Here is a 22567-nt window from a genome sequence, read left to right as displayed (position 1 = left end):
TACCGTTTTTTTCCACCACCCAAGCATAATGATAAAAATGCAGGATATTAGCACGGTAAGGCGGCGCAAGCTGGCTGCCGCCGCATAGCAAAGGATATAGCTATGAGCGACACCGCAATACCCTCTCAACCCAAAACCCAAGTGGAGCCTAAGCAATCGAGGTTAGGAATATTTTCTGGAAGGCGTGGCTTAAAGCGACGAGAAGCACTCCTTGCTTACCTCTTTCTTTCACCTGCCATCATCATCATTGGTCTTTTTGGCTTGTTTCCGCTGGTATTTTCCGCTTATCAGAGCACACGGGCAGGTCTTAATAATGTTGTCGGTCGTCCCGACGGCTTAGGTCAATACGTCCGCGCCATTGATAATCTTGCTTATGTGCTAGCCTTTTGGCTGGCACTTTTCTTTTTAGTAGTCGCCATTCGCACTTTTAATGAGTTATTGGCAACCGCACGAGACAAGAATGAATCACCATGGCGTTGGCTTTTACCGGCTTTGCTCAGTGCCATCGGGCTGGCGCTGTTGCTGTGGTTGGTATTTGCTTTCATGCCCGGTCTGCTGGAAGTTGGCGAGCGAATGGTTGGGTTTACGGCCGAAGAGCGGAATGAACTATTCCCCCAATTTGTGTCCGAAGCGTGGAACGCACCTGGAGTAGCTTCCACGTTTTATTACGCAATTTTAGCGTTTGTTTTAAGCGGTGCCTCTTACTTATTTATTCAGCGGAGTAGCTCGCAAACAGTACGAGATGGTTTTTATACAGGCAAGTTTGTAACGGCCGTATTCATGCTCATTCTCGCCGTTGCAATTGGTTGGGTAACGTTTAGTGAAATTCAACTTGCCTACGCCGAAGCTCTGGAAGAAGGTGAATCTCTCGCTATTTGGGCACAGATGGTCACTATTAGTGCAGGATTTATTTTATTGTTGCTTTCCTGGCTGGTTTGGCGAACGGCCGCACACCGCGACTCGAACCTGCAAACCGGTCTCCGCTTCTTCGCTGGCATTCTCCTCATGATTGGCGGCTGGGTTCTCATAAGTGAGCTGCCCGTCGTCATTGCCGAGGGTGATGAAGATTGGTGGATAAGCCTGCGAACGACTATCTTTTACGTCATTGGCGCACTCCCTGCTGAACTATTCTTGGGGCTTGGTCTGGCCACCCTCCTGTACCAAGATATAAAAGCCAAAGGCCTGCTCCGCATGATCTATTTCCTGCCATACATTACCCCCGCAGTGGGCGCAGCGGCCGTATTCAAAGTGCTATTCTCTGGCAATGCAACCGGTCTCATAAACACCGTGCTAGCCTCAATTGGCTTGGAACCATTGGGTTGGCTCAACGAACCGAACGGCATTAACCAACTCATTGGTGATGCACTCAACTTCACCGTGCCAGAGTGGGCGGCTGGCCCCAGCCTGGCACTTATTGTTGCCATTATTTTTGGCATCTGGAAATATACAGGCTACAACGTCGTCTTCTTTCTGGCTGGTTTAGGCAATATTTCCAAAGAGTTTTACGAAGCAGCCTCAATAGACGGGGCAAGCCGTTGGGCACAGTTCCGTCACATCACTTTGCCATTGCTTTCACCAATCACCTATTTTCTCACCATTTTTGGGGTCATCGGTACATTTAAAGCGTTTAACACCATATTTGTGCTACGCACACGCGCAGCATTGGGCACAATGGATACAGCCAGCCTCGTCATTTTTGACGCGTTCAATAGAGACACCCGCATAGGTTATGCTGCGGCTCTGGGAATCATTCTGCTAATCGTCATTATCAGTGCCACAGCTATACTTGATCGCTTTTCTCAGGGGAGAGTTTTCTATGGTTAATCAAACTGCTACGTCCGTGAATACTCCGCCAACCACGCCAACTCGCATCGGGTTTAATTGGGTTCGCTTTATCACTTATGTGGTGCTCATTACAGGTGCAGTCATTTCCGTCATCCCATTTTTGGCAACGGTTAGCATTTCGCTTATGAATCTAACTGAAGCCACCAGCCAAACCTTTTTGCCCAGCACCCCTCAATGGGGCAACTATCTTGAGGCATGGGAAGAATCAGACTTTTCTGAACTGTTCTTTAATAGCCTTCAAATTGCGCTCATCACCGTTGCCGGAGAAGTCGTTTTCGGTGTCTTGGCAGCCTACGCATTCGCCCGCATGGAGTTTCCTGGCAAGAATTTACTCTTTGGCCTTTTCTTATCTACACTCACCTTACCGGCCGCTATTGTCTGGGTACCAAACTTCTTAACAGTCTCTTGGCTGGGCAAAGTGACCCCTTTTCAATGGATTGATAGCTGGCCAGCCCTAACCATTCCCTTTATGGCCAGTGCCTTTGGCATATTTCTATTACGTCAGTTTTTCCAACAAATCCCCAATGAACTGTGGGACTCTGCTCAAATTGATGGTGCAGGCCACTTACGCTATCTTCTGCAAATCGTCATCCCGCTATCAAAGGCACCCATCCTCATTTTGGCACTGTTTGGCTTCCTGGGCAGTTGGGATAGTCTGGCCTGGCCAATTCTGGTAACACGGTCTTTGGAGTGGCGTCCTATTTCCTATGGTCTACAAGCATTCCTGCAAGAAGCGGGAAGTTTTGTCAACTTACAAATGGCCGGTGCCATCATCACAATCTTGCCAATTTTGGTTATTTACTTCTTTACCCAGCGTCAATTCATTGAAGCAATGACGCGGTCGGGTTTAAAAGGATAATTAATTTGGACAATCTTAGTTCAGAGCTAAAATTCTTACATCAAAGGAGGTGATGCGACAGGAAAAATAGTTGCACTGAGGTCTAAACTAACAAGACCTTCAACGCCTAGTTTTAAAAATTGCGGAAAATTTTTAAACAAAGTCTGCAATACAATCTTTTATTGAAACAAACGTTTCGAGGAGAAGACAAATGTCTAAAAAGTATGTTAAATGGTTTATGCTTTTGGCCTTAATTGTGCCAATGTTCCTGGTTGCTTGTGGTGGCGGTGCCGCCGAAGAAGCCGTGGAAGATGCAGTTGACGCTGTGGAAGATGCAGCCTCTGATGTAGCAGACGCTGTAGAAGAAACTGCTGAAGAGGTGATGGACGAAGCTGAAGAGGCTATGGATGAAGCTGAAGAGGTGATGGACGAAGCGATGGACGAGGCTGAAGAAGCTATGGACGAAGTAATGGAGCCTTGTGGTCCCGTTAGCGATGGTTCATTTGCTGGCGTTGATCCGCGTGGGCAAACCGTTGTTTGGTGGCACAACCATCGTGGCAGTCGTGAAGAACTGCTGCTGGAAATCGTTGATGAATACAACGAGACCAACGAATGTGGCATTACAATTGAAGCCGTGAACCAGGGTAGCTACAACGACATCCGTGACGCCGTTAATGCTAGCGTTGCTGCTGGTGAAGTTCCGGCAGCCCTTGTTGTTGGTTACCAAAACGACCAGGCTTTCTACCAGCTCAACGAAACGCTGGTAGACTTGAATGACTATCTAAACGATCCGCATTGGGGTCTTTCGGAAGAAGACCAAGCTTCCTTCTACCAGAGCTTCTTTAACCAGAGCATTCATGTTGCGTTTGACGATCAGCGTCTAGGCTTCCCGCCTAACCGCTCCATCGAACTGTTGCACGTCAATATGTCTTACCTGCGTGATTTGGGCTACGATGCCCCACCAACTACCCCAGAAGAGTTTGTAGAAATGTCTTGTGCCGCTGCTGCTGCCAGTGAAAGTGGCGTTGGTGGCTACGTTTTGCGTGATGATGCTTCTGCGCTGGCTGCTTGGACCTTTGCCTTTGGTGGCGATGTCTTGAATGCTGACGAAACCGAATATATTTACAACAGTGATGCAACTGTTCAAGCTATGGAAATGCTGGTTGAACTGGCTACTCCTGGTGAAGATGGTCAGGTTTGTGCCTACATCTTTGATGGCTTCCCGAACCCAGAAGTTGCTTCCCGTAATGCTCTGTTCGCTCAAGGCTCCAGCTCTGGTATTCCGTTTTACGTTGGCGATTTCAACACCGTTGCTGAAGAAGCTGGCACCGAACCAGATGAGTATGTTGTTGCTGCTATTCCGCACACGACTGGCGATCCAGTCATGAACATCTATGGTGGCGATGTGATGATTGTTAAAACAACGCCAGAACAGCAGTTGGCTGCATGGGAATTCATTAAATGGTTCACCTCCCCAGAAGCTCAGGCTGATTGGGTTGCTGCTAGTAACTACTTCCCGACCAACTCCGGTACGGTTGAGTTCCTGGATGATTACGTAGACGCCAATCCAGTTTACGCTCAGGCTTTGGACTTGCTGCAATATGGCAAATTTGAGCCTCAGATGATCTCCTACCAGTCCGTTCGTGATGCTGCACAAGAAGCTTACAATGCTATGATTCAAGGTGCTGACATTCAGGCAACGCTGGATGACCTGACTGAAACAGCAAATGAGCTGCAAGAAGAGCTGCTAGAAGAAATTGGTGGCTAATTTTTAAAAGCTGTAGAGGGAAACGGCCGTTTCCCTCTAGCTTGATCAACAGTTTTAAAAGGGGGCAAGGTGGCTCGTTCACCTTGTCCCCTTCCTTAAGTAAGGTATAATTTAATCGTTGTCCTTCTGCTGCTCCACCTCATTTCATTCCCCGAAACTTGCAGACGGACAAAAAGCGTCGTTACAAGATTTTCATATCAATTGTTGTAAACCAAATTAGGAGGAGAATCATGAAGAAGCGTCTTCTTATCACAGTAGTCCTTTTAGGTCTAACGATGTTTGTTCTTTCTAGCTGTGGCGAACCAGAATTAGGCACTGAGGAGAATCCACTTATTTGGGTTTTGGTGCCCTCTGGCGAAAGTGAAACTGTTCTGACCGGGTTTGATGAAGTGGCTAATCTTCTATTTGAAGAAACTGGCCTCGTCGTTGAACCGTTTGTCGCCACTGAATACGCAGGTGCTATCGAGGCGATGTGCAGCGATCCGCCAAAAGCACATATGGCTTCCTTGGCAACCTTTGCTTATATGCTGGCCTCAGAACGTGGCTGTGCGGAAGCTGAGTTGGTGTCTGTTCGCTTTGGTAGCCCAAGCTATAATGGCCAAATTTTCACGCGTGCCGATAGTGGCATCGCTTCTTTGGCAGATCTGGCAGGAAAAACCTTCTGTCGCCCTGACCCTCTATCAACCAGCGGCTGGATTATTCCTAGCTTGGAGCTGAGGGCAGCAGGGGTTGATCCTGATAATGATTTGGATCAGGTTGTTGACGCTGGCTCTCACGATGCGGCCGTTTCTGGTGTGTATAACGGTGATTGCGATGCTGGGTCATCCTTTGTAGATGCCCGCTCAACCATTGAAGAAGACAACCCAGACGTTATGGATGTGTTGCAGGTTATCTTTATCTCTGGCGACATTCCAAATGATGGTGTTCAGTACGTTCCTAGCATATCCCGTGAATTACGCGACCAACTGAATGATGGCTTGCTAGCGATTGCGGCAACAGATGAAGGCGTCGAGGCACTTGATACTGCCTATGAATGGACCGCTTTGGAAAAGCACGACGATTCCTTCTACGATCAATTCCGCCAAATTTTGGATGCTGCTGGTGTCTCTGCGGAAGATCTGCAATAGCACAAAGTTTGTGAATCTTTAGTTTAATAAGAGCGGAGAGGCATTAACATGTCTCTCCGCTTTGCTTTACGTATGCTTTTTGAAAATTTCAGTCAGGAAGGAGACTGTCATGCTTGAGGTGCGAAATCTAACCAAAGTTTACAATGATGGCACCGTAGCCCTTAAAAACGTGAGCTTTTCAGTTCCAGATGGTGAATTTCTTGTCGTCATTGGTCTAAGTGGTTCAGGAAAGTCAACTTTATTGCGCTGCATCAATCGCTTAATTGACCCAACCGAGGGGGAGATTATTTGGAATGGCGTAGATTTGGCAAAAGTTGAAGGGGAAGCCCTTCGGAAATCTCGTCGTAAGATTGGGATGGTCTTCCAACATTTCAACCTGGTTAAACGCTCCTCAGTTCTTAAAAATGTGCTTTCAGGGCGGTTAGGCTACACCTCCTCATGGAAAAGCCTTCTTGGACGCTTCTCTGATGAAGACCACCAAAAAGCAATGCAGGCTTTATCTCGTTTAGGCATTGCAGATCAGGCACATAAACGAGCCGACGAACTAAGTGGAGGACAACAACAGCGCGTTGGCGTGGCCAGGGCATTGATGCAAGAGCCAGAAATGATTTTGGCAGATGAGCCTGTTGCTAGTTTAGACCCGGTTCTGGCACATTCAATCATGCAACGCCTAGAAAATCTAAACAAAGAAGATAAATTAACAATTTTGTGCAGCTTGCATTATCTGGATTTGGTGCAGCGATATTCCACGAGCGTCATCGGTTTACGCAACGGTGAAGTGGTTTATCGGGGTAGCCGGAGTGAAATTCAAAGCATGACCGATAATGAATTCAAAGAGATTTATGGAGAAGATGCCGAAAGAGTCGGTGGTGGTCTGGAGGGCAACATGCAAAATTCCGGGGGGACGGCCGTATGAGTAACCAAACTGATAACCTTCAAAAACAGCCACCCGACTCTGTGCAAAATAAAAGCCTGGTTCCCCCATTTTTGGCAGCAATATTATCCGCGCTGCTGCCTGGATTGGGCCAAATTCTGGCAAAATCTTACCGACGAGGTGCCTTACTACTGTTTAGCATGGCAACCCTTGTGGGACTGTTAATTTGGCGATTTCGTCTGGCAGCCCCACGCGATGAAGGGGTCGTAGATATTTTTCTCAAAGGGCTACGCCTCAAACCATTTCTTGTTTTTGTATTAATCCTTGTGGTTGTACTTTACATTTGGATCATCATTGATGCCTATGCGGTTGCCAAACAAAGGGATACCGTCACCGTCGGGCTACTTTTTATGGTTCTGGTGGTTTTCTTTAGTCTGGGTTGGCAAATCGGGGAAATCAACCCTGTGGCGCTTTTCACCCAGGCAGATGATGCAGGTCCAGCGTTGATGCGTGTTTTGTGGCCCTGGGAGAAGGCGATTGAATACCCGGAGGAGATTGTTTCTGTCTGGGCAGATGTACAAGTACCCTGTGCAGATTCGCCCCCCCCGCCCTCAGAGCCATCGGATAGTGAAGCGTATCTGATTGTTTCGCCCACTTGTGGGTCGTTGAGCGAGCAAGACGGCACACAAGGGTCTATACTTACCCTGCAAGGCTACAATTTAATCCCCAACACGATGGCAGAAATTATTTGGGAAGATCCCAATTTGGCCACATTCCGCCAGCGTCAGGAAGGCGAGTATGTGCAGGTAATGCCAGATGAAACCGGCGCGTTTGAAGTTGACATCATTATGCCCTACCGTTTGCTGCCGCCCAGCGTTGAGGAAGAGGTGCTAATTTGGCGCATTAGTGCTCAACAAGTTAGCAGCGTGGGCGATCCACAAGCTAGCCAGGAACTAAAGCTGGCCGTGGAAAAAATTACAGAGACGATTTTTATTGGCATGATGGCAACATTTTTTGGCGTCATTCTGGCCATACCCGTTAGCTTTATTGCTGCCCGCAACTTAATGTCTGCCAACCGGGTAACGATTGGCATTTATTACGTTACTAGGGGCATTCTGAATATTATTCGCTCCATCGAGCCATTGATCTGGGCAATTATATTTGTGATCGTTGTAGGCCTGGGGCCTTTTGCGGGTATTTTGGCCCTAACGGTTCACTCGATTGCAGCGTTGGGCAAATTGTATTCTGAGTCTATTGAATCAATTGATCCTGGGCCGATTGAAGCCATTCAGGCAACAGGTGCAAACTGGGTGCAAGTTGTAGTTTTTGCAGTTGTGCCCCAGATTATCCCGCCTTTTGTCTCTTTTACAATTTATCGTTGGGACATCAATATTCGCATGTCTACGATTATTGGTTTTGTTGGCGGTGGTGGCATTGGGTTCTTGCTGGCTCAGTGGATTCGGTTGTTGGATTATCGGTCGGCAGGCATCGCGGTTTGGTTTATTGCTATAACGGTTGCTATTCTGGATTACGTTAGTGCAGAAATCCGGGCGCGATTTGTATAGGGGAAAGTTGTTGGAGTCAAAAACGGAAGAAGTGGAACGGTTGCGGCGGGTGGCGGTGGAAACGGCCGTCTCCGCTGGAAAGCTAGCCCGTGAGATGTGGACCAAGCCACGGGAGATTAGCTACAAAGGGTTCCGCGACTTGGTGACCGATGCTGATATTGCCACCCAGAAGCAAATCACCCAGACAATCCAGGCGCGATTCCCCAACCATGGTTTCCTCACCGAAGAAGAGGATAGTGACCTGCCTGAAGCTGGCCCGATCATCTGGATTATTGACCCCATTGACGGCACCACCAACTACAGCCGAAAGATACCTGAATTTTGCGTCTCCGTCGCCGCTTGCCTACCCATCGCCGAGGGCTACCAGCCAATAGCTGCTGCCATCTACGACCCCATGCGCGACGAGTTGTTTAGTGCCGCACAGGGTCAGGGAGCCACGCTGCAGCTAGGTAACCAGACGCCACAAACATTGCAGGTAAGCCAAGTTAGCGACCTCTCAGAAGTGGTCTTTGCGCTGGATTGGAGCAGTGCCTCCCAAACGCGCACGGATGCTTTGCAAATCCTCAATCGGTTCGCTGAAAAATCATACACTGTCCGCACCATTGGAACGGCCGCTTTGGCTATGGCCTGGGTAGCCGCCGGGCGCATTGATTTTTACTTCAACCTGCACCTACGCCCCTGGGACGTGGCCGCCGCGATGTTGCTGGTGCAAGAAAGTGGCGGCGCTGTTGCTGCCCCAGATGGTTCCCCTCTCGTTTGGGATGTCAATGGGATTGCATGTGTGATGAGTAACGGCCGTCTTGCCATCAAACTGGAATAAATGACTTTATTGATCCAAAACTATGCTAACTAGTCCCGTGTGATCTTCCATTTTCAAAGGTGTGCCTTCACCCTTTTCAATGTGATCTCCCCACCGATATGTTTTGTCATTATCGCAAAAAAGCATGACATTTGAGAATTCGTGGATTTCATGATAACCCAAAGGAACATTTGCGCTATTGGCAGGTAGTACACCAACATTATAAGCGTCATTTAGACCATGGTTGACTACAACTTCACACCTATACCCTCGTTGATTTTTGATGAGCGGGTAAAAATATTTTCGGGAGTCAATTTCATTATCAATAACAACAACATCTCCAGGGCCAACTAAAAATTTACTCCCTAATTCGGCACCAATTGGAATTCCAGAAATTGTTTCATTCCTGATAAGTTCCCAAGTAACTGTAACAGGAAATTTATTTACCGACATAGCCCTGATATCAATAGTTTTGGTACTACCACTGCTAACTTGCCCTCCAAATTCACCATTAATATTAATTATCACGGGTCTTTGTAAATGATTCGTAACAACTACTTCATATGATTGCCCGTCATCACCTATCGTAGGGATAATAGCTATCACTGCAGCACTCACAACACCAATCAAGCCAATCAACGCAACAATTATTTGTATGGAAATCCCACTTCTAGATTTACCGCTTGTGCGTTCGCTTATTTTAAAATCTCCTCAATGGTTTTTAAACAGCGACGTTCAACAAGATGCCTTTAGTGATCAATTTTTTATCACAGGCCATCTGTAAGCCAGAGTGAAGTCTTCCATTCTGCGCCTATAGTGGTTGAATATAACACAAACGACAAACCTGTACCGAAATTGTAAGATGAACCCACTCCAACTGAATTTTAGCCAGATTGATGTAAAAGTAACGGCCGTTTCCAGACTGCTAGTGCAAGAAAGTGGTGGTGCGGTCACTGCCCCGGATGGCCCTCCCATCATTTAGGATGTGAATGAGATAGCGTGTTTGATGAGTAACGGCCGTCTTGCTCTTAAGCTTGAATAATTTTGAGCATCCAGTAGCTTTTCATCAAAAGCAAAAAGAGCTGTCAGTCTCGAAGTCACAAGACTGACAGCTCTTTTTATAGCTTGAAAATCAAAGAAAAATCACCCCATACGACTGTCGAGCGACAATTTACTGGCTCCCGTGATAGCAAATGCCAAGGAAGCTGCCCCCAAAATCAAGACCAATTCATACCCATTTTCGCTGACAAAGAAACCGTTGGGTAAATGCACAACAAATAAAGCTACAAGCATATCCACTGCCAACAGTAAGCCGACAAGTCGCGTCGCCAGACCTAAAATCAGAGCCAGCCCACCTAATAATTCAACCAGCGAGACAACTACCGCAAAAAATCCGGCAGCTGGTATGCCTAGACTGCCAAAAAAACCACCCGTTCCCTCAAATCCAAAGGTAAACACCTTTTGCCAACCATGTACCAAAAAGGTCAATCCAACTATCACGCGGATAATCGTCATCGCTAGATCAGCTTTATCCGGTGCAGGCTTTAACAACGCTTTAATATCCATAATCCTTTTCTCCTCGTCAAAAATTTCTGAATCTTATGATGAGGCTGATCGTACTATGGAGTGCGTAATTTAGAAGGGATTAACCAAGGATATTTCGGTACTTTTCGCGGTAGCTGCGTCGAAAATCGAGGGGAGATTGACCAGATTCTCGGCGAAAAAAGCGGGCAAAATAAGAACTGTCTTTAAATCCAATGTGGGTGCAAATCTCAGAAACAGTCAGCTCTGAATGCGCTAACAAGCGCTTGGCTTCAATGATAATTCGCCGCCTGATGACATGGGAACCCGATACGCCAGTTGCCATCTTGATTTGCTCGCTAAGATAGCCCGGCGTGACGCCAAGCATGTTAGAATAACTTTGTAAATGATGCGTTGTTAGAAAATGTTGGTCAACCAACCGCTGGAATTGAGATGAAAGATAAGTCGTAGCCGTTGGCTCAATGAAGTCAGTGTTAGGCTGATTATAAAAACGGCGCACATAGATGAGCAGAAGCTGCGTCAGGTGTTGTAGGGCATCTAAATAGCCAAATCTTTCATTTTTATATTCACTGAGAAGCTGTTCAATGATTTGTTGAAGAATCTTGGCTTGAGCCGGTCGTAAATAAAGCGTTGGGCAGCGATCAATTAAGTAGAAAAGCTCCGTTGGTTTGAACTGGTTGTTAAGGTAGAGAAACTCTTCAAGGAAAAAGATTGAGATTCCTCGTGGCTGCTCATTCACTTCAAAAAAGTGACTTTGCCCCGGTCGCATCAAGTACAATGTTTGGGGGCGGATGGCGTATCCAGTGTAATCAATGTGGTGAAATCCCTCCCCTTCAGTGATCCAAAATAGCGCGTAAAATGTGTGGCGATCTGGCGCTGGTTTCATCCACGGTTCATCTGGATTTAACCGCTTGATCATGATGGGTGGATCAAGGTCGTGCCGATATGGGAAATCATGGAGCGGGATATCGCCTGGGTACATATTGATTGTTCCGTTTAAGGTAGCTCAACCACTTTGTTGATGGTGAAGGTGAACGGCCGTTAGTGTAAATAGTTATCTACTCACCGTCAATCCTAACAATCTAAGTATCACTTGGTGTTCATGTTTAGGCCGTTCCCTCAAAAAACTTTAATCTTATCGTTCTCAACTTGATAAAATGATTGGTTATCTATACTCTATTTTGACCTATCTAAAGATGATGCAAGCGATGACAATCCAATTACCAAGGGGATTAAAATGTATAAATGGATCAAAATGATTATTATTCTCATAAGTGTTGGTATCCTGTTAGTCGGCTGTTCAAATAATCCAGAACAGGGAGAAGTAACGCAAGTCATCGCAAGGGAAACTCCTGAAATCGTAGAAAATTCAAGTGAATCGTTAGCCACACCAACCCCTAACTCAACATCAACACCTGACCTGATTGTTTCTCCCTTGCCTGAACGCTCTGGACCGCGCACACAAACAAGTGGCACGATACCGCATGTACAAATTGATGTAGAACCAATAACGGCCGTAAACAATGAACTTTATCGGCTAGCCTTCTCTTTACCAGGCGTGGAAGATAGGCCGACCATTGTCTCTTTGCCAGGAGCTCAAGGGATGTGGTTAAGTGATGATCTTGCTTTGGCTCACCCAGAAGTTATTGTTTCTGGACGCGAATTTGCTCATATTCACCCTGACGGCAGTTTACATGCCCCTTTGCCCTATGAGCGAGCATTGGAAGTTGCTGAAAAAGGGTGGGGCGAACGACACCCGTGGGCAGATGAACGAGAAGGCTGGGAAGGGTTGGTGATGCTTTTTACACCCCAATCAGTAGAGGAATTAGATATAATTTTCCAGCTAATAGTCGAATCCTATAATCATGTTACAGGGCAATCTGTTCAAGCATCAGATTTCAAATGAACAACAGTCTATGCAACCAACTGAATTTGGGCATTTTGTGAAGATGGTAACGGCCGTTTCCAGACAAAAATCAGTTGTCAACCCCGGCGCATAGAGTACAATCCCATCATATGCGCTGGCCTCCCTACAAACACGTCTTCTTCGACTGCGACTCCACCCTCTCCACCGTAGAAGGAATTGACGTTTTAGCAGAAACCGTCGGTAAAAAATGGCGGGTTGAAGTACTGACCAACGCCGCCATGGACGGCAAGCTGGATTTAGAAGAAGTGTACGCCAAGCGGCTGCAAGCCGTCCGCCCCACCCACGAGCAAATCCAGCAAATCCGGTCTGTTTACAAGCGAAACATCGTTACCGATGCCCAGGCCGTCATTGCCGCCCTGCAATTTTTGGGGCATCAGGTGTACATCATCAGCGGGGGTCTGGCTGAGCCAGTGCAAGAATTTGGCGTCTTTTTGGGCGTCCCCAAGCAAAATATTCGCGCTGTTAATGTGGATTACGACCATCTATCGGGCGATTGGTGGTATGCTGAAACAGATTTCCAAAAACCGATACGCAAACGGTACATTGATTACGAAGAAGGCGCACTCACTGTCAGCGACGGCAAGGCGCAAATTGTGAAGGAGTTGTTGGGTAGGCAAAACGGCCGTTCCCTCCTCATTGGCGATGGCAGTAGCGATTTGCTAGCCAGCCACACTGTAGACCTGTTCGTAGGCTTTGGCGGCGTTGTGCAGCGTGACCGTGTCAAGGCCGAATCGCCCATCTTTTTACACACACCCAGCCTCGCACCCCTGCTGCTACTCGCCGCTGGCCCAGCCGCCATTCGGCAGGTCAAAGGCACCTCCCACGAGGCTGTTTTTAACAAAGCATTTGAACTAACAAATTCAGGAGCATTTGATTTTAATCATGAGCGACTTAAACAGAAATTCCAAGACGCATATCAAACTGTACATACCGGGGCCGACTGAGGTTCGACCCGAAATTCTGGATGCCCAAACTGAATGGATGGTTGGGCATCGGATGCCCGAATGTGTTGAGCTAGTCGGCCGTATTCAGCCAAAGTTACAAAAAGTCTTTTTCACTAGTCGGCGCGTCCTCATCAGTGCCTCCTCTGGCACTGGCTTTTGGGAGGGCGCGGTACGCAACTGTGCCGATCAAAAGGTGCTGAACTGCGTCAACGGTGCCTTTAGCGACCGCTGGCGTGAAGTCACCGAAGCCAACGGCAAAGCCAACGAGGTGCTAGAAGTTGATTGGGGTCAGCCCATTTTGCCAGAAATGATCGCCGAACGGCTGGCCAAAGGTGGCTTCGATGCCGTCACCATCGTTCACAATGAAACCAGTGCCGGCGTAGAAAATCCTATCAAAGAGATTGCCCAAGCCATTCGCAACGCCCCCGGCGGCGACGACATCATGATTATGGTAGATACGGTGAGCGGATTGTCCGGCGCACCGCTCGATTTTGACGGTTGGGATTTGGACATTGCCCTTACCTCTAGCCAAAAAGCGTTTGCCCTGCCCGCTGGCCTGGCCTTCTGCGCCGTCTCTGAACGAGCCATGGAAAAGGCCAAAACAGTGAAAAACAGAGGCTACTACTTCGATTTCATCACGCTCGACAAATATATGACCAAAAACCAAACGCCAGCCACACCAGCCATCTCCCTGCTTTTTGCGCTGGATCGGCAGCTAGACGACATGATGGCCGAGGGCATGGAAGCCCGCTTTGCCCGCCACTTGGCCATGCGCGACATGACAATCGCCTGGGCTGCAAATCACGGTTTTGAGTTCCTGGCTCCTGAAGGGTATCGCTCCCCCACCGTCACCTGCGTCAAGAACAATTTGCAAATTGACGTGCCTGCGCTAAACAACTTCCTGCGCGGGCGCGGCATGATTCTTTCTAATGGCTACGGCAGCCGCCTTAAAAACGTCACATTCCGCATCGCTCATATGGGCGATATGTACCCCACCGATATGGAAGAGCTGTTTAGCAACGTAGACGACTTTTTATCCCAATAACCTACCGTCACTCCCGCCTGTGCGGGAGTGACAACCGCAAACTGAGTAATTCTCTGTCGCTAATCATTAACTTTGTCGCCAGACGAGGCCGTGATCAGGGGCAAGCAGATAAGTCAGAGCAAACACGGCCGTTGCCACCAACACCACTGCTGGCCCAGACGCAATATCTAAATAGTAAGACGCATACAGTCCAGCCACGCCGGAAAATGCGCCAATCCCCGCTGCGATCACCATCATCGGAGCAAGGCGACGCGTGAGTAATGAAGCTGCCGCCGCAGGCGTGATCAGCATTGCCACCATCAGAGCAATGCCTACCACTTGTAAAGAAACGACGATGGTGATTGCAATGAGCACCAGCAGCAGGTAGCGTAAAAAGGTGGCAGGTAGGCGAAGGGTCGTCGCCAAAACCGGATCAAACGAGATGACCATGAACTCTTTGTAAAAAACGAAGACGGTGAGCAGCACGATGAGGCCAAGAATGGCCGTTACCCACAAATCATTACTCGTCACCCCCAACAGATTGCCAAACAAAAAATGAGCCAGATCAATTGTATAATTTCCTGTTGCCGACAGCATTGCCACGCCTAGGGCAAACGCCCCGGCAAAAATCACGCCAATGGCCGTATCCTCTTTTACCACCCCCCGACTGCTGAGTGCGCCAATGCCAACGGCCGTTAACACGCCCATAATCAATGCCCCGACTACCAGCGGCCAGCCGAGCAAAAAAGCAACCACGACGCCGGGCAAAATCGTGTGGGCCAGCGCATCCCCAAAAAACGCCATGCCGCGCAACACCACGTACGTCCCCAACACCGAGCACACAATCCCCACCAAAACGGCGGCAATCAAGGCGCGGACGATGAAGGAAAATTGGAGAGGGTCGAGAAGTAAGTTCATTGTTTCCTGGAATCGGTACCGATTACTGATTCCGTTCACCGATTGCCAGAACATCATGTCCACAGCAATCATCCACCAAAACAGCCTGCTCTGCACCGGGGAGATGGTGAACGTGACCGCCATACGCTTGTAGCAAATTGTCGGCGGTGAGTACGGCCGTTGGCTCTGCAAAAGCGATTATTTGTCGGTTGAGCAGCATAATTTTGTCAAATCGGTCGGCGGCTAGCTGCAAATCGTGGGTGGCAACCAGCACCGTCACCCCTTCGGGTCGCAAGCTATCCAGCACATCAAAGATGGATTGCTGTGTGGGCAAATCCAGCCCGTTGAGCGGCTCATCCAGCAACAGCAATTCTGCCTCTTGCGCCAGAGCACGGGCAATAAACACCCGCTGCTGCTGCCCTCCAGACAGCTCACCAATCTGCTTTTTGGCCAGATGAGTGGCTCCGACACGGTCTAAACTATGTCGCACCAGTTCCCAATCGGCGCGGCGCGGCCAGCGGAAAAGGCCAATTTGCCCCACCCGCCCCATCATCACCACATCTTCCACCGTCACGGGAAACGACCAATCAATCTCGTTGCGCTGCGGCACATAGCCAATACAAATATGTCCATCAGGGCCATGCCCAAAAATTTGCACCTGCCCCTGGCTAGGCTTCACGGTGCCAACAATGAGCTTAAACAGGGTGCTTTTACCCGCCCCGTTTGGCCCAACAACGGCAATGCGCTCCCCCTGCTGGGCAATGAAACTGATTTGTTGCAGGGCGTGGGAACGGCCGCTTCGATTTTGCTCAGTGCTGGCTTTACCATCCTGCCCGCCAACCGAAACCTCCTGCAATCCAGCGGCATACGCCACAGAAACATTTTGCATCTGCAAAGAAGGTGTTTGTGGGTCGTGGGTCACACCGCGACCAGAAATCGCACTCATTATTTGTGCCATATTGATATTTTATCACAATACAGGACGGAGGTTAAAGCCATCCGGCCAAGAAAAAAAATACGCTGAGGCCTATTTCCTGTTTTTCGGCAGGAATGCTAGCAGGGATGCTAAAATGTGGATGTTCATCGCCAAGAGGGAGGGTTTCATGACGCACAAGACTGTCTACACGAAATTGTTTCTTGGTTTTGGGATTGGCAACGGCCGTTCTGATTCTCATCGCCTGCCAAACCAATAAACCCATCCAACCAACGCCACTGGCCGCAGCAGCTACTCCCACCAGCCAACCCAGCCGCACTCCAACGATTGCTGTGACGGAAACGCCAATATTGAGTAATGTCGAAGTAGCCATGTCCACCAGCACCTCCCTCCCAACCGCCACACCAACGCCAACAGAAACTCTATTGCCCCCGACAGAACCGCCCCCATCACAACTTGTTTGGATTGAACCAGTAGCGGTACTTGCTATATTTGACCAGGTGAACAAAGTTTACTGGTCTCCAACTGCAAACGAACTGATATTTCAAACCTGTAGCGGCAGATTCATCAGAGGTTACAACTTTGATGGCTCAATCTTCAAAGCATCTGCGCCACTATTTCAAAGCCAAGATTTAGCACAAGGAGATCATAGTTTTTGCCGGGGGCAAATGGACTTAACTTGGACACTAGACGGAAGTCGTATTGGTTTTGCTGGTCCATTATCCGATGAAACAGAACCATCATTACCAATCGTGGAGTTCAGTGAAGTTTGGCTAATGAATTCAGATGGGAGCGACCCCAATCCAATTTTACCCGACGAAACAGTAGCAAGATGGCAATCATTTTACTATGGCTGGTTAGATGAAAATAATTTGATTTACACTGGTTATGCAGGTGGTGGACATCAATATTGGAGTATCCTTGACATAGAAAACAGAGAAAAAAGAGGTTGGGGAATTGTCCATCTGGGGGGTGGAGAAGCAAATTCGCAATACATTGGCACAATAAATGGTACTACACTTAATTTTCAAATTTCGGCAGCAATTGTGGCAACGACACCACAACATTCAACTGCCGATGATGGCTTGAATTCACCCTACTTGCATCACCTTTCGTTTGATGATGAAGAAAGAGTATTCAATTATTATTCGAGTTTTCAGGATTGGCGACCTGACAGCAATGAAATGCTTGTAATCACGTGGGATTTAGATGTCAATCTCGCTGAAACTAATTTCTTGCATAATAATGCGGTCACTTCGTTGCAATTATGGAATGTTGAAGATGATTCGCTAACACCGGTCGTTTCTGAGGCCATTTACGGCCGTTTCTCACCAGACGGCCGTTATCTACTGTACCTTACTCCCGCACCCGAACATCCAATTGCACATCTTTACAATTGGCAAAACCAGCAGATCATTTTGCAACAACCAGTTGTTGCAGCTTGGCAACCAGGAAATTCTATCAAGCTCGAAATGAGCTTCTCGCCAAACGGCCGTTTCCTCACTTACTTCACGCCAAACGAAGATGGTACATCTACGCTGCAAGTTTTTGACACGCAAGCAGACGAAACTCAGCGGGAGATTATTAATCCAGAAACGCAAGTCTCCTGGTCGCCAACAAGTGAACAGTTCATTTATCGTGATGCGAATAATAATTTCGCTTTGTTCTCGATTGCAAACGGCAGTTCTCAACCCCTAACTCTCGCAGGCGGACTACTTTTAACAAATCCGCAATGGTCGCACGACGGCCGTTTCCTGAGCGTCTCTGTGCAAACTGAAACTGGTGGCGAAACGGCCGTACTCACTCTAAACGGAAATTAGCTCAAACCAAAGCCAAACCAGAAACATGATTGCTTATGCAATTAGATCTTGGACACCATCCCAAACTTGGTATATCGCAAAACCAACTAAAGCAATTGCCGAAACATAACCTAAAGTTTTGTTTAGACGGGGTTCCGCACGCCCCATAATCCCAAAAAGCACCACAAATCCCATGAAACCGCCAATAAGAGCAACATAGAAAGCAACCATAAAGCCTATGCCAATAGCTGGTGACAAGTGCCAGCCATCAAGAAAAACGGGTCCTGTAACTGTACTCCAGTAAATATAGGCATTTGGGCTAAGCATGTTCATTAACGCAGCTTCACGAATACTCTGTCGCTTTTCAATAGTAGGCTGGGGTAATTCATTGTCCATCATCTTGGCAGATTGATAAGCTTTTCGAGCCAGATAAATCAAAAACAAGCTACCGCCAAACCGCAAGATTGCAACAAACCATATCGGCACTTGTGTCAATACAAGCAACACCAACGCTATTATTGGCCCATCACTTATCAACGGAGCCAGGGCCGCCACCAACGTGCTGCGTAGCCCATTTTTAAGCGTCTGCGACAGCAAATACGCCTGAAATGGCCCAGGTTGTGCAGCTGCCACGCCGCCATATCCTAATCCCTGCAAAAGATACCCTATCATACTTAGCCTCGATCAAAATTTCGGCTGGCAGTCTAACACAAACCCAAAGTCGTTCCCACAAATAGTTCCTGACAAACCGTGTCAGGAATCAAATGGTAGACTTACCGAAAATAAAGCGTTTAAGGAGAAGTTTATGAAATTTGGCTTTGTTATTCCCACCGGGGATGCCCGCACCGTTGCCAATCTGGCAAAAACGGCCGAATCTGCCAACTGGGACGCAATTTTTGTGTGGGAGCCCGTCTGGGGTATTGATGCCTGGATTAGCCTGACGGCTGCAGCCATGGTGACTGAGCGCATCCGCCTGGGCACGATGATCACCCCAATTTCCCGGATGCGCCCCTGGAAGCTGGCCAGCGAAACGGCCACGCTAGACAACCTCTCTGGTGGGCGGGTCATTTTAGGCGTGGGCTTGGGCGCAGTAGATACTGGCTTTACCACCTTTGGCGAAGTGGCCGACCGCAAAATGCGCGCCGAACTCGTAGACGAAGGTCTGGATATTCTAACGGGGCTGTGGCGCGGCCAGCCATTTAGCTACAGCGGCAAGCATTACCAAGTGGAAGAAACCAGTTTCTTCCCACCGCCGCCACCAGTGCAGCGGCCACGCATTCCCATCTGGGTGGTGGGGGCATGGAATTGGCCGAAAAGCATGGCTCGCGTGCTTCGCTACGATGGCTTGCTGCCCAATGTGCTGGACGCAGAGAAGAAACACCAGCCGCTTACGCCAACGGCCGTTGCCGAAATGACCGCCTTCATCCAAGCCAAAAAGCCCAACGAGCCATTTGATATTGTGGTGGAAGGGGAAACGCCGGGGAACAAACCGGATGAAGCAGCGGAGAAGGTACGGCAGTATGCCCAAGCAGGCGCAACCTGGTGGCTAGAAACGCGCTGGGAAGTGCCCCGCAATGCGGAAGCCCTGAAAATTGTCGAGGAGCGCATTAAGCAGGGGCCGCCTGCGGTAAACGGTGTTCGGTAAACGGTAATCGTAGAGCGGGTAATCGGCCACGATCTTACACCCAGCAAGCGATCTTCCCTCCGATTGACTTGCCCACCCACGTTACCGCCATTCAGGCAGTTGCGGCTTTTTCGGCAACTTCGGCGAGCAGTTCGTAAGGTTGTGCACCAGAGACGAGATACTTGTTATTGTACACCAGCGCAGGTACGCCGCTAAGACCATACTGGAAGGCTTGCTGCACATCGGCCAGCATCGCTTGCTGGTATTTTGGATCGTCTAGGGCATCCAAAAATTGGTCACGATCCAGGCCAACGGCCGTCGCCAACCCTGCCAGTACACCCAAATCCTCAATATTCTTAGCGTCTTGCCAATAAGCACGAAAAACTGCATCATGAAACGTCTCGCCCACGCCTTGCGCCTCGGCAAACTTGGCACCCACCAATGCCGGGCGGCTATCCACACCAAACGGCCCGGTGTTGATTTCTAGCCCATAACGCTCTCGCGCCATTGCCTCCATTTGCGGCCGTTTGGCTTCAATAACGGCACGATATTCTGGCGAGATGGATGGCGAACCCGCTGGACGCAATTCATAAGACCGCCAGCGAATTTGTACGTTATGGGTTTCCTTGAGCTTCTCCAAACTGGAGGAGACGAGAAAGCAAAAGGGTCAAACAAAATCAGACCATACGTCAATAGTTACTTGATTTTCAGACATGATTCCTCCTCAAGTAGCCGCCGATTCTTTCCGCGTTAAGTGTGTCACAGTTTAAATGGAGAAAAGAAATCTGTGACACCTCAAGGTTTGGCGGTTTATTCTACTGAATTTTCTATAAAAAAAACCGCCAAGCAGTTAAGAAAGCGCGGCTACAGATTATTTTTCTTGGCAGGTGGGGCAGTAATAAAGTCGTCGTCCGCCGATGCGGTCTTTGATGACGACCGTGCCGCAGTTGTAGCAAGGACGGCCGTCTCGATTAAACACCCAGAAACGATAATCACGATAGCTTTGCCCCTCGGCTTTCAGCTTCTCAGCTAATGCCAAGTCGTTGGTGATGCCCCTAGTTTGGTACGATTGGCGGGTGAGCGCAACGGCCGCTTCCGCCAACGCCCCAATTTGCTCGTCACTACAATCTAACGGCCGTAAGCTGGGATGGACACGCGCCACAAACAGCACCTCACTGCGTAAATAATTGCCCAATCCCGCCAAAAAACCCTGATCCAGCAGCAGCGAGGTCAACCGCCGCCGCCGAAACTGATCTGCCGTAAACCGCTCTGCAACTTGTTGAACCGTAACCGATTCATCTAGCAAATCCGGCCCCAGCTTGCTCAAAAAAGGGTGGCTGTCGAGTTCGCCATCTTGCAACACGGCAATGTCAGATGCGCTGTAAAGCAGTGCCGACTTCTGCTCATTGTGGATGGCTAGCCGCAGCTGCCGCTTGGTTTCAGGATAATCATGGGCATCGCGCACCAGCCAAATGCCGTAAAGCTGGTTGTGGCTGTAAATGTTGTAGCCGTTGGCAAACCGGGTGAGCATCGCTTTGCCCCGCGCCTGCACGGCCGTTACTTCCACCCCTGTCAAAATCGGCTCATACTTTTTTAGCGCGTCAAAAGCAAAGGAAACGGCCGTTGTGGGTCGTCCGGCAATGGCTGCGGCCACCTCATCTGCCGCTAGCTGAATTTCTGGCCCTTCAGGCATAAAACTGCTCCAATGTGTGAAAGTTGTTGAGGGTTTATCTTACCAAAAAACCTACGATATGAAATCACGAATGGCACGAATGAACCAATACCGTGAATAAATGCGGCATAAAAATTCGTGTCATTCGTTTATTCGTTAAATTAGTGATGACTTTTTTAGGAAGATTCGGCCGTTTCAGAGGAAGAATCGAGGAACAGGTTAAGCTCAGCCTCGGTGAGCGGCTCTGCCGATTCAGTAGCGTAAAAGCCCGTTTCCCACAGGCTGCCTTCTGCCTTAAACTCCTGGTGAATAGTTTGTTCAGAGCCATTTTTGAATAAGTAAGCGGCCCAACCAGCATCACGTCCAGGAGGAACTGTCACGACAAGCTGTATCAAATCGGCCTGCACCTGCACATGGGTTAGCACACACGCATTAGCCATTGCCAGGCGGCTCATGGCGCGCCGCAGGGGAATATGGAGTTGCCGGGGTAATGGTTCTAATGGCCGCCAGACGATGACGAAAGACGGCCGTACCCCCATTCCAAGACCATTGCCCAGCAGCCCAGTGTGCGCCAGAATCCGCCCCTCGACAACGGCCGTTAGCTTTTTGGCCATGCGCCGCGCCTGCTGTCGCACTTCAGTTAAGGGTGCTTCTGGCAAGGCAACAATCGTCACTAAAAAATCATCCGTCACCTGATGTGAGAACAACAACAAATCGCCAGCGCGGGCCGGCAGATGAATAAATTGCAGGCGGGAAGGCAACGCATTCTCTTGCCAGCTTTCACCAACATGGAGCGCCACTGCTGCGGCTTCACTTTCGTTCAGTTCGCCCCAGTACGCCAGCAGTTTGCTACCTCGTGCAAACACAATTGTTTGCAGCAGGCGACCCAGGTGTGCTTCTTGCAGGGTAGCAATGAGTGTGGCGATGTCCAGTGAGCGGATAGCATCCTGAGTCACTGGTGAATCAATCTGGCCCGTTTGCACCATTGGCCGCTGCCATACGTTTTCTACCAACGTTTCCAGCTCCACATCCACCAGCGATTTGATGAGCACCCCCTGCACGTTGCCGGAATAAGTTACCGGAATCTCCTCGTCGCCAGAGGGCATTACTAAAATGATTCGCAAATCTGGCTGAACTGCCCGCAATGAGCGAACAATTTTGGCACCTTCGGCCACAGGCACAAAGGCCAAATCCTGATCATTTTGCACCAATTGCAAGCAGGCATCTTTTAATGAATCAACCATCGAAACATTGAAATCACCAATGCGACTGAGGGCGTGAGTAAGGCGCAGGGCAAAAGTGCGATCTGGTTCCAGAACGAGGATATGTTTCATCGGCACAGACATAGCTTGATTTTAATAGACGGCCGAAGGCAAAAGCAATGGCTC

General features: G+C 48.9%; 21 protein-coding genes and 1 pseudogene. 12 read left to right on the top strand and 10 right to left on the bottom strand.

What is annotated here, in order from left to right; all coding sequences use genetic code 11:
* Window positions 1-102: 102 nt before the first annotated feature.
* From ACOQPM_RS16530 to ACOQPM_RS16500, 7 genes are all read left to right on the top strand, one after another.
* A complete protein-coding gene (locus ACOQPM_RS16530; RefSeq protein WP_420630376.1) occupies window positions 103-1824 on the top strand; it encodes an ABC transporter permease subunit in 1722 nt (573 codons plus the stop codon).
* On the top strand, window positions 1817-2704 hold the full coding sequence (locus ACOQPM_RS16525; protein WP_420630375.1) for a carbohydrate ABC transporter permease: 888 nt from the start codon (window positions 1817-1819) through the stop codon (window positions 2702-2704). The genes ACOQPM_RS16530 and ACOQPM_RS16525 overlap by 8 nt, the downstream gene beginning before the upstream one ends.
* 190 nt (window positions 2705-2894) lie before the next feature.
* Entirely contained in the window at window positions 2895-4451 is a 1557-nt protein-coding gene (locus ACOQPM_RS16520) for an extracellular solute-binding protein (RefSeq protein ID WP_420630374.1), read from the top strand.
* Between the two features lie 230 nt (window positions 4452-4681).
* Window positions 4682-5578: a phosphate/phosphite/phosphonate ABC transporter substrate-binding protein gene (locus ACOQPM_RS16515; protein ID WP_420630373.1), complete on the top strand. Its 897-nt coding sequence runs from the start codon at window positions 4682-4684 to the stop codon at window positions 5576-5578.
* A 109-nt stretch (window positions 5579-5687) separates the two neighbouring features.
* Window positions 5688-6494, top strand: coding sequence for a phosphonate ABC transporter ATP-binding protein (phnC, locus tag ACOQPM_RS16510; protein WP_420630372.1), 807 nt, complete (start codon window positions 5688-5690; stop codon window positions 6492-6494).
* A complete protein-coding gene (gene phnE / locus ACOQPM_RS16505; RefSeq protein ID WP_420630371.1) occupies window positions 6491-8017 on the top strand; it encodes a phosphonate ABC transporter, permease protein PhnE in 1527 nt (508 codons plus the stop codon). The genes phnC and phnE overlap by 4 nt, the downstream gene beginning before the upstream one ends.
* A 10-nt stretch (window positions 8018-8027) precedes the next feature.
* Window positions 8028-8837 carry an inositol monophosphatase family protein gene (locus tag ACOQPM_RS16500; RefSeq protein WP_420630370.1) on the top strand — a complete coding sequence of 270 codons (810 nt, stop codon included), beginning with the start codon at window positions 8028-8030 and terminating at the stop codon, window positions 8835-8837.
* A gap of 6 nt (window positions 8838-8843) precedes the next feature.
* Here the strand turns inward: ACOQPM_RS16500 and ACOQPM_RS16495 are convergent, their stop codons facing one another.
* The 3 genes from ACOQPM_RS16495 to ACOQPM_RS16485 all read right to left on the bottom strand — a co-directional run bounded on the left by ACOQPM_RS16495 (window position 8844) and on the right by ACOQPM_RS16485 (window position 11340).
* On the bottom strand, window positions 8844-9434 hold the full coding sequence (locus ACOQPM_RS16495) for a hypothetical protein (RefSeq protein ID WP_420630369.1): 591 nt from the start codon (window positions 9432-9434) through the stop codon (window positions 8844-8846).
* Window positions 9435-9959: 525 nt separating this feature from the next.
* A complete protein-coding gene (locus tag ACOQPM_RS16490) occupies window positions 9960-10382 on the bottom strand; it encodes a DoxX family protein (protein ID WP_420630368.1) in 423 nt (140 codons plus the stop codon).
* 79 nt (window positions 10383-10461) lie between these two features.
* A complete protein-coding gene (locus ACOQPM_RS16485) occupies window positions 10462-11340 on the bottom strand; it encodes a helix-turn-helix domain-containing protein (protein WP_420630367.1) in 879 nt (292 codons plus the stop codon).
* 255 nt (window positions 11341-11595) lie between these two features.
* Here ACOQPM_RS16485 and ACOQPM_RS16480 point away from each other — a divergent pair, with 255 nt between their 5' ends.
* The 3 genes from ACOQPM_RS16480 (at window position 11596) to ACOQPM_RS16470 (ending at window position 14274) form a co-directional block, all read left to right on the top strand.
* On the top strand, window positions 11596-12264 hold the full coding sequence (locus ACOQPM_RS16480) for a luciferase family protein (protein WP_420630366.1): 669 nt from the start codon (window positions 11596-11598) through the stop codon (window positions 12262-12264).
* Between the two features lie 110 nt (window positions 12265-12374).
* A complete protein-coding gene (locus ACOQPM_RS16475; protein WP_420630365.1) occupies window positions 12375-13229 on the top strand; it encodes an HAD-IB family phosphatase in 855 nt (284 codons plus the stop codon).
* On the top strand, window positions 13168-14274 hold the full coding sequence (locus tag ACOQPM_RS16470; protein WP_420630364.1) for a pyridoxal-phosphate-dependent aminotransferase family protein: 1107 nt from the start codon (window positions 13168-13170) through the stop codon (window positions 14272-14274). The genes ACOQPM_RS16475 and ACOQPM_RS16470 overlap by 62 nt, the downstream gene beginning before the upstream one ends.
* Before the next feature lie 66 nt (window positions 14275-14340).
* Here ACOQPM_RS16470 and ACOQPM_RS16465 read toward each other — a convergent pair whose 3' ends face one another.
* Genes ACOQPM_RS16465 through ACOQPM_RS16455 form a run of 3 tightly spaced genes read right to left on the bottom strand, consistent with a single transcriptional unit; the run spans window position 14341 to window position 16457 of the window.
* Entirely contained in the window at window positions 14341-15171 is an 831-nt protein-coding gene (locus tag ACOQPM_RS16465) for a metal ABC transporter permease (RefSeq protein ID WP_420630363.1), read from the bottom strand.
* Between the two features lie 22 nt (window positions 15172-15193).
* Window positions 15194-16096: a metal ABC transporter ATP-binding protein gene (locus tag ACOQPM_RS16460; protein ID WP_420630362.1), complete on the bottom strand. Its 903-nt coding sequence runs from the start codon at window positions 16094-16096 to the stop codon at window positions 15194-15196.
* Window positions 16097-16139: 43 nt separating this feature from the next.
* The gene (locus ACOQPM_RS16455) at window positions 16140-16457 is read right to left on the bottom strand and encodes a hypothetical protein (protein ID WP_420630361.1); all 318 of its coding nucleotides are present in this window, start codon (window positions 16455-16457) and stop codon (window positions 16140-16142) included.
* Here ACOQPM_RS16455 and ACOQPM_RS16450 point away from each other — a divergent pair.
* Window positions 16456-17904, top strand: a complete 1449-nt coding sequence (locus ACOQPM_RS16450; RefSeq protein WP_420630360.1) for a hypothetical protein — start codon at window positions 16456-16458, stop codon at window positions 17902-17904. The two genes, ACOQPM_RS16455 and ACOQPM_RS16450, sit on opposite strands and share 2 nt — an antisense overlap.
* 33 nt (window positions 17905-17937) lie before the next feature.
* On the opposite strand, the gene ACOQPM_RS16445 is transcribed toward ACOQPM_RS16450, so the two are convergent.
* Window positions 17938-18555, bottom strand: coding sequence for a LysE family translocator (locus ACOQPM_RS16445; protein WP_420630359.1), 618 nt, complete (start codon window positions 18553-18555; stop codon window positions 17938-17940).
* A gap of 133 nt (window positions 18556-18688) precedes the next feature.
* Between ACOQPM_RS16445 and ACOQPM_RS16440 the strand changes: the two genes are divergently transcribed.
* Window positions 18689-19528, top strand: a complete 840-nt coding sequence (locus tag ACOQPM_RS16440) for an LLM class flavin-dependent oxidoreductase (RefSeq protein ID WP_420630358.1) — start codon at window positions 18689-18691, stop codon at window positions 19526-19528.
* A 91-nt stretch (window positions 19529-19619) separates the two neighbouring features.
* Here the strand turns inward: ACOQPM_RS16440 and ACOQPM_RS16435 are convergent.
* From ACOQPM_RS16435 to ACOQPM_RS16425, 3 genes and pseudogenes are all read right to left on the bottom strand, one after another.
* A pseudogene (locus tag ACOQPM_RS16435) lies at window positions 19620-20162 on the bottom strand (DsbA family oxidoreductase); the annotation flags it as partial.
* Window positions 20163-20378: 216 nt separating this feature from the next.
* A complete protein-coding gene (nei, locus tag ACOQPM_RS16430; RefSeq protein WP_420630357.1) occupies window positions 20379-21200 on the bottom strand; it encodes an endonuclease VIII in 822 nt (273 codons plus the stop codon).
* A gap of 155 nt (window positions 21201-21355) precedes the next feature.
* Window positions 21356-22525, bottom strand: coding sequence for a response regulator (locus ACOQPM_RS16425; RefSeq protein WP_420630356.1), 1170 nt, complete (start codon window positions 22523-22525; stop codon window positions 21356-21358).
* Window positions 22526-22567 lie beyond the last annotated feature (42 nt).

The organism is Candidatus Leptofilum sp. (assembly GCF_965223525.1).
In the GTDB taxonomy this organism is placed as follows: domain Bacteria; phylum Chloroflexota; class Anaerolineae; order Promineifilales; family Promineifilaceae; genus Leptofilum.
This window is presented reverse-complemented; position numbering and strand designations above follow the sequence as displayed.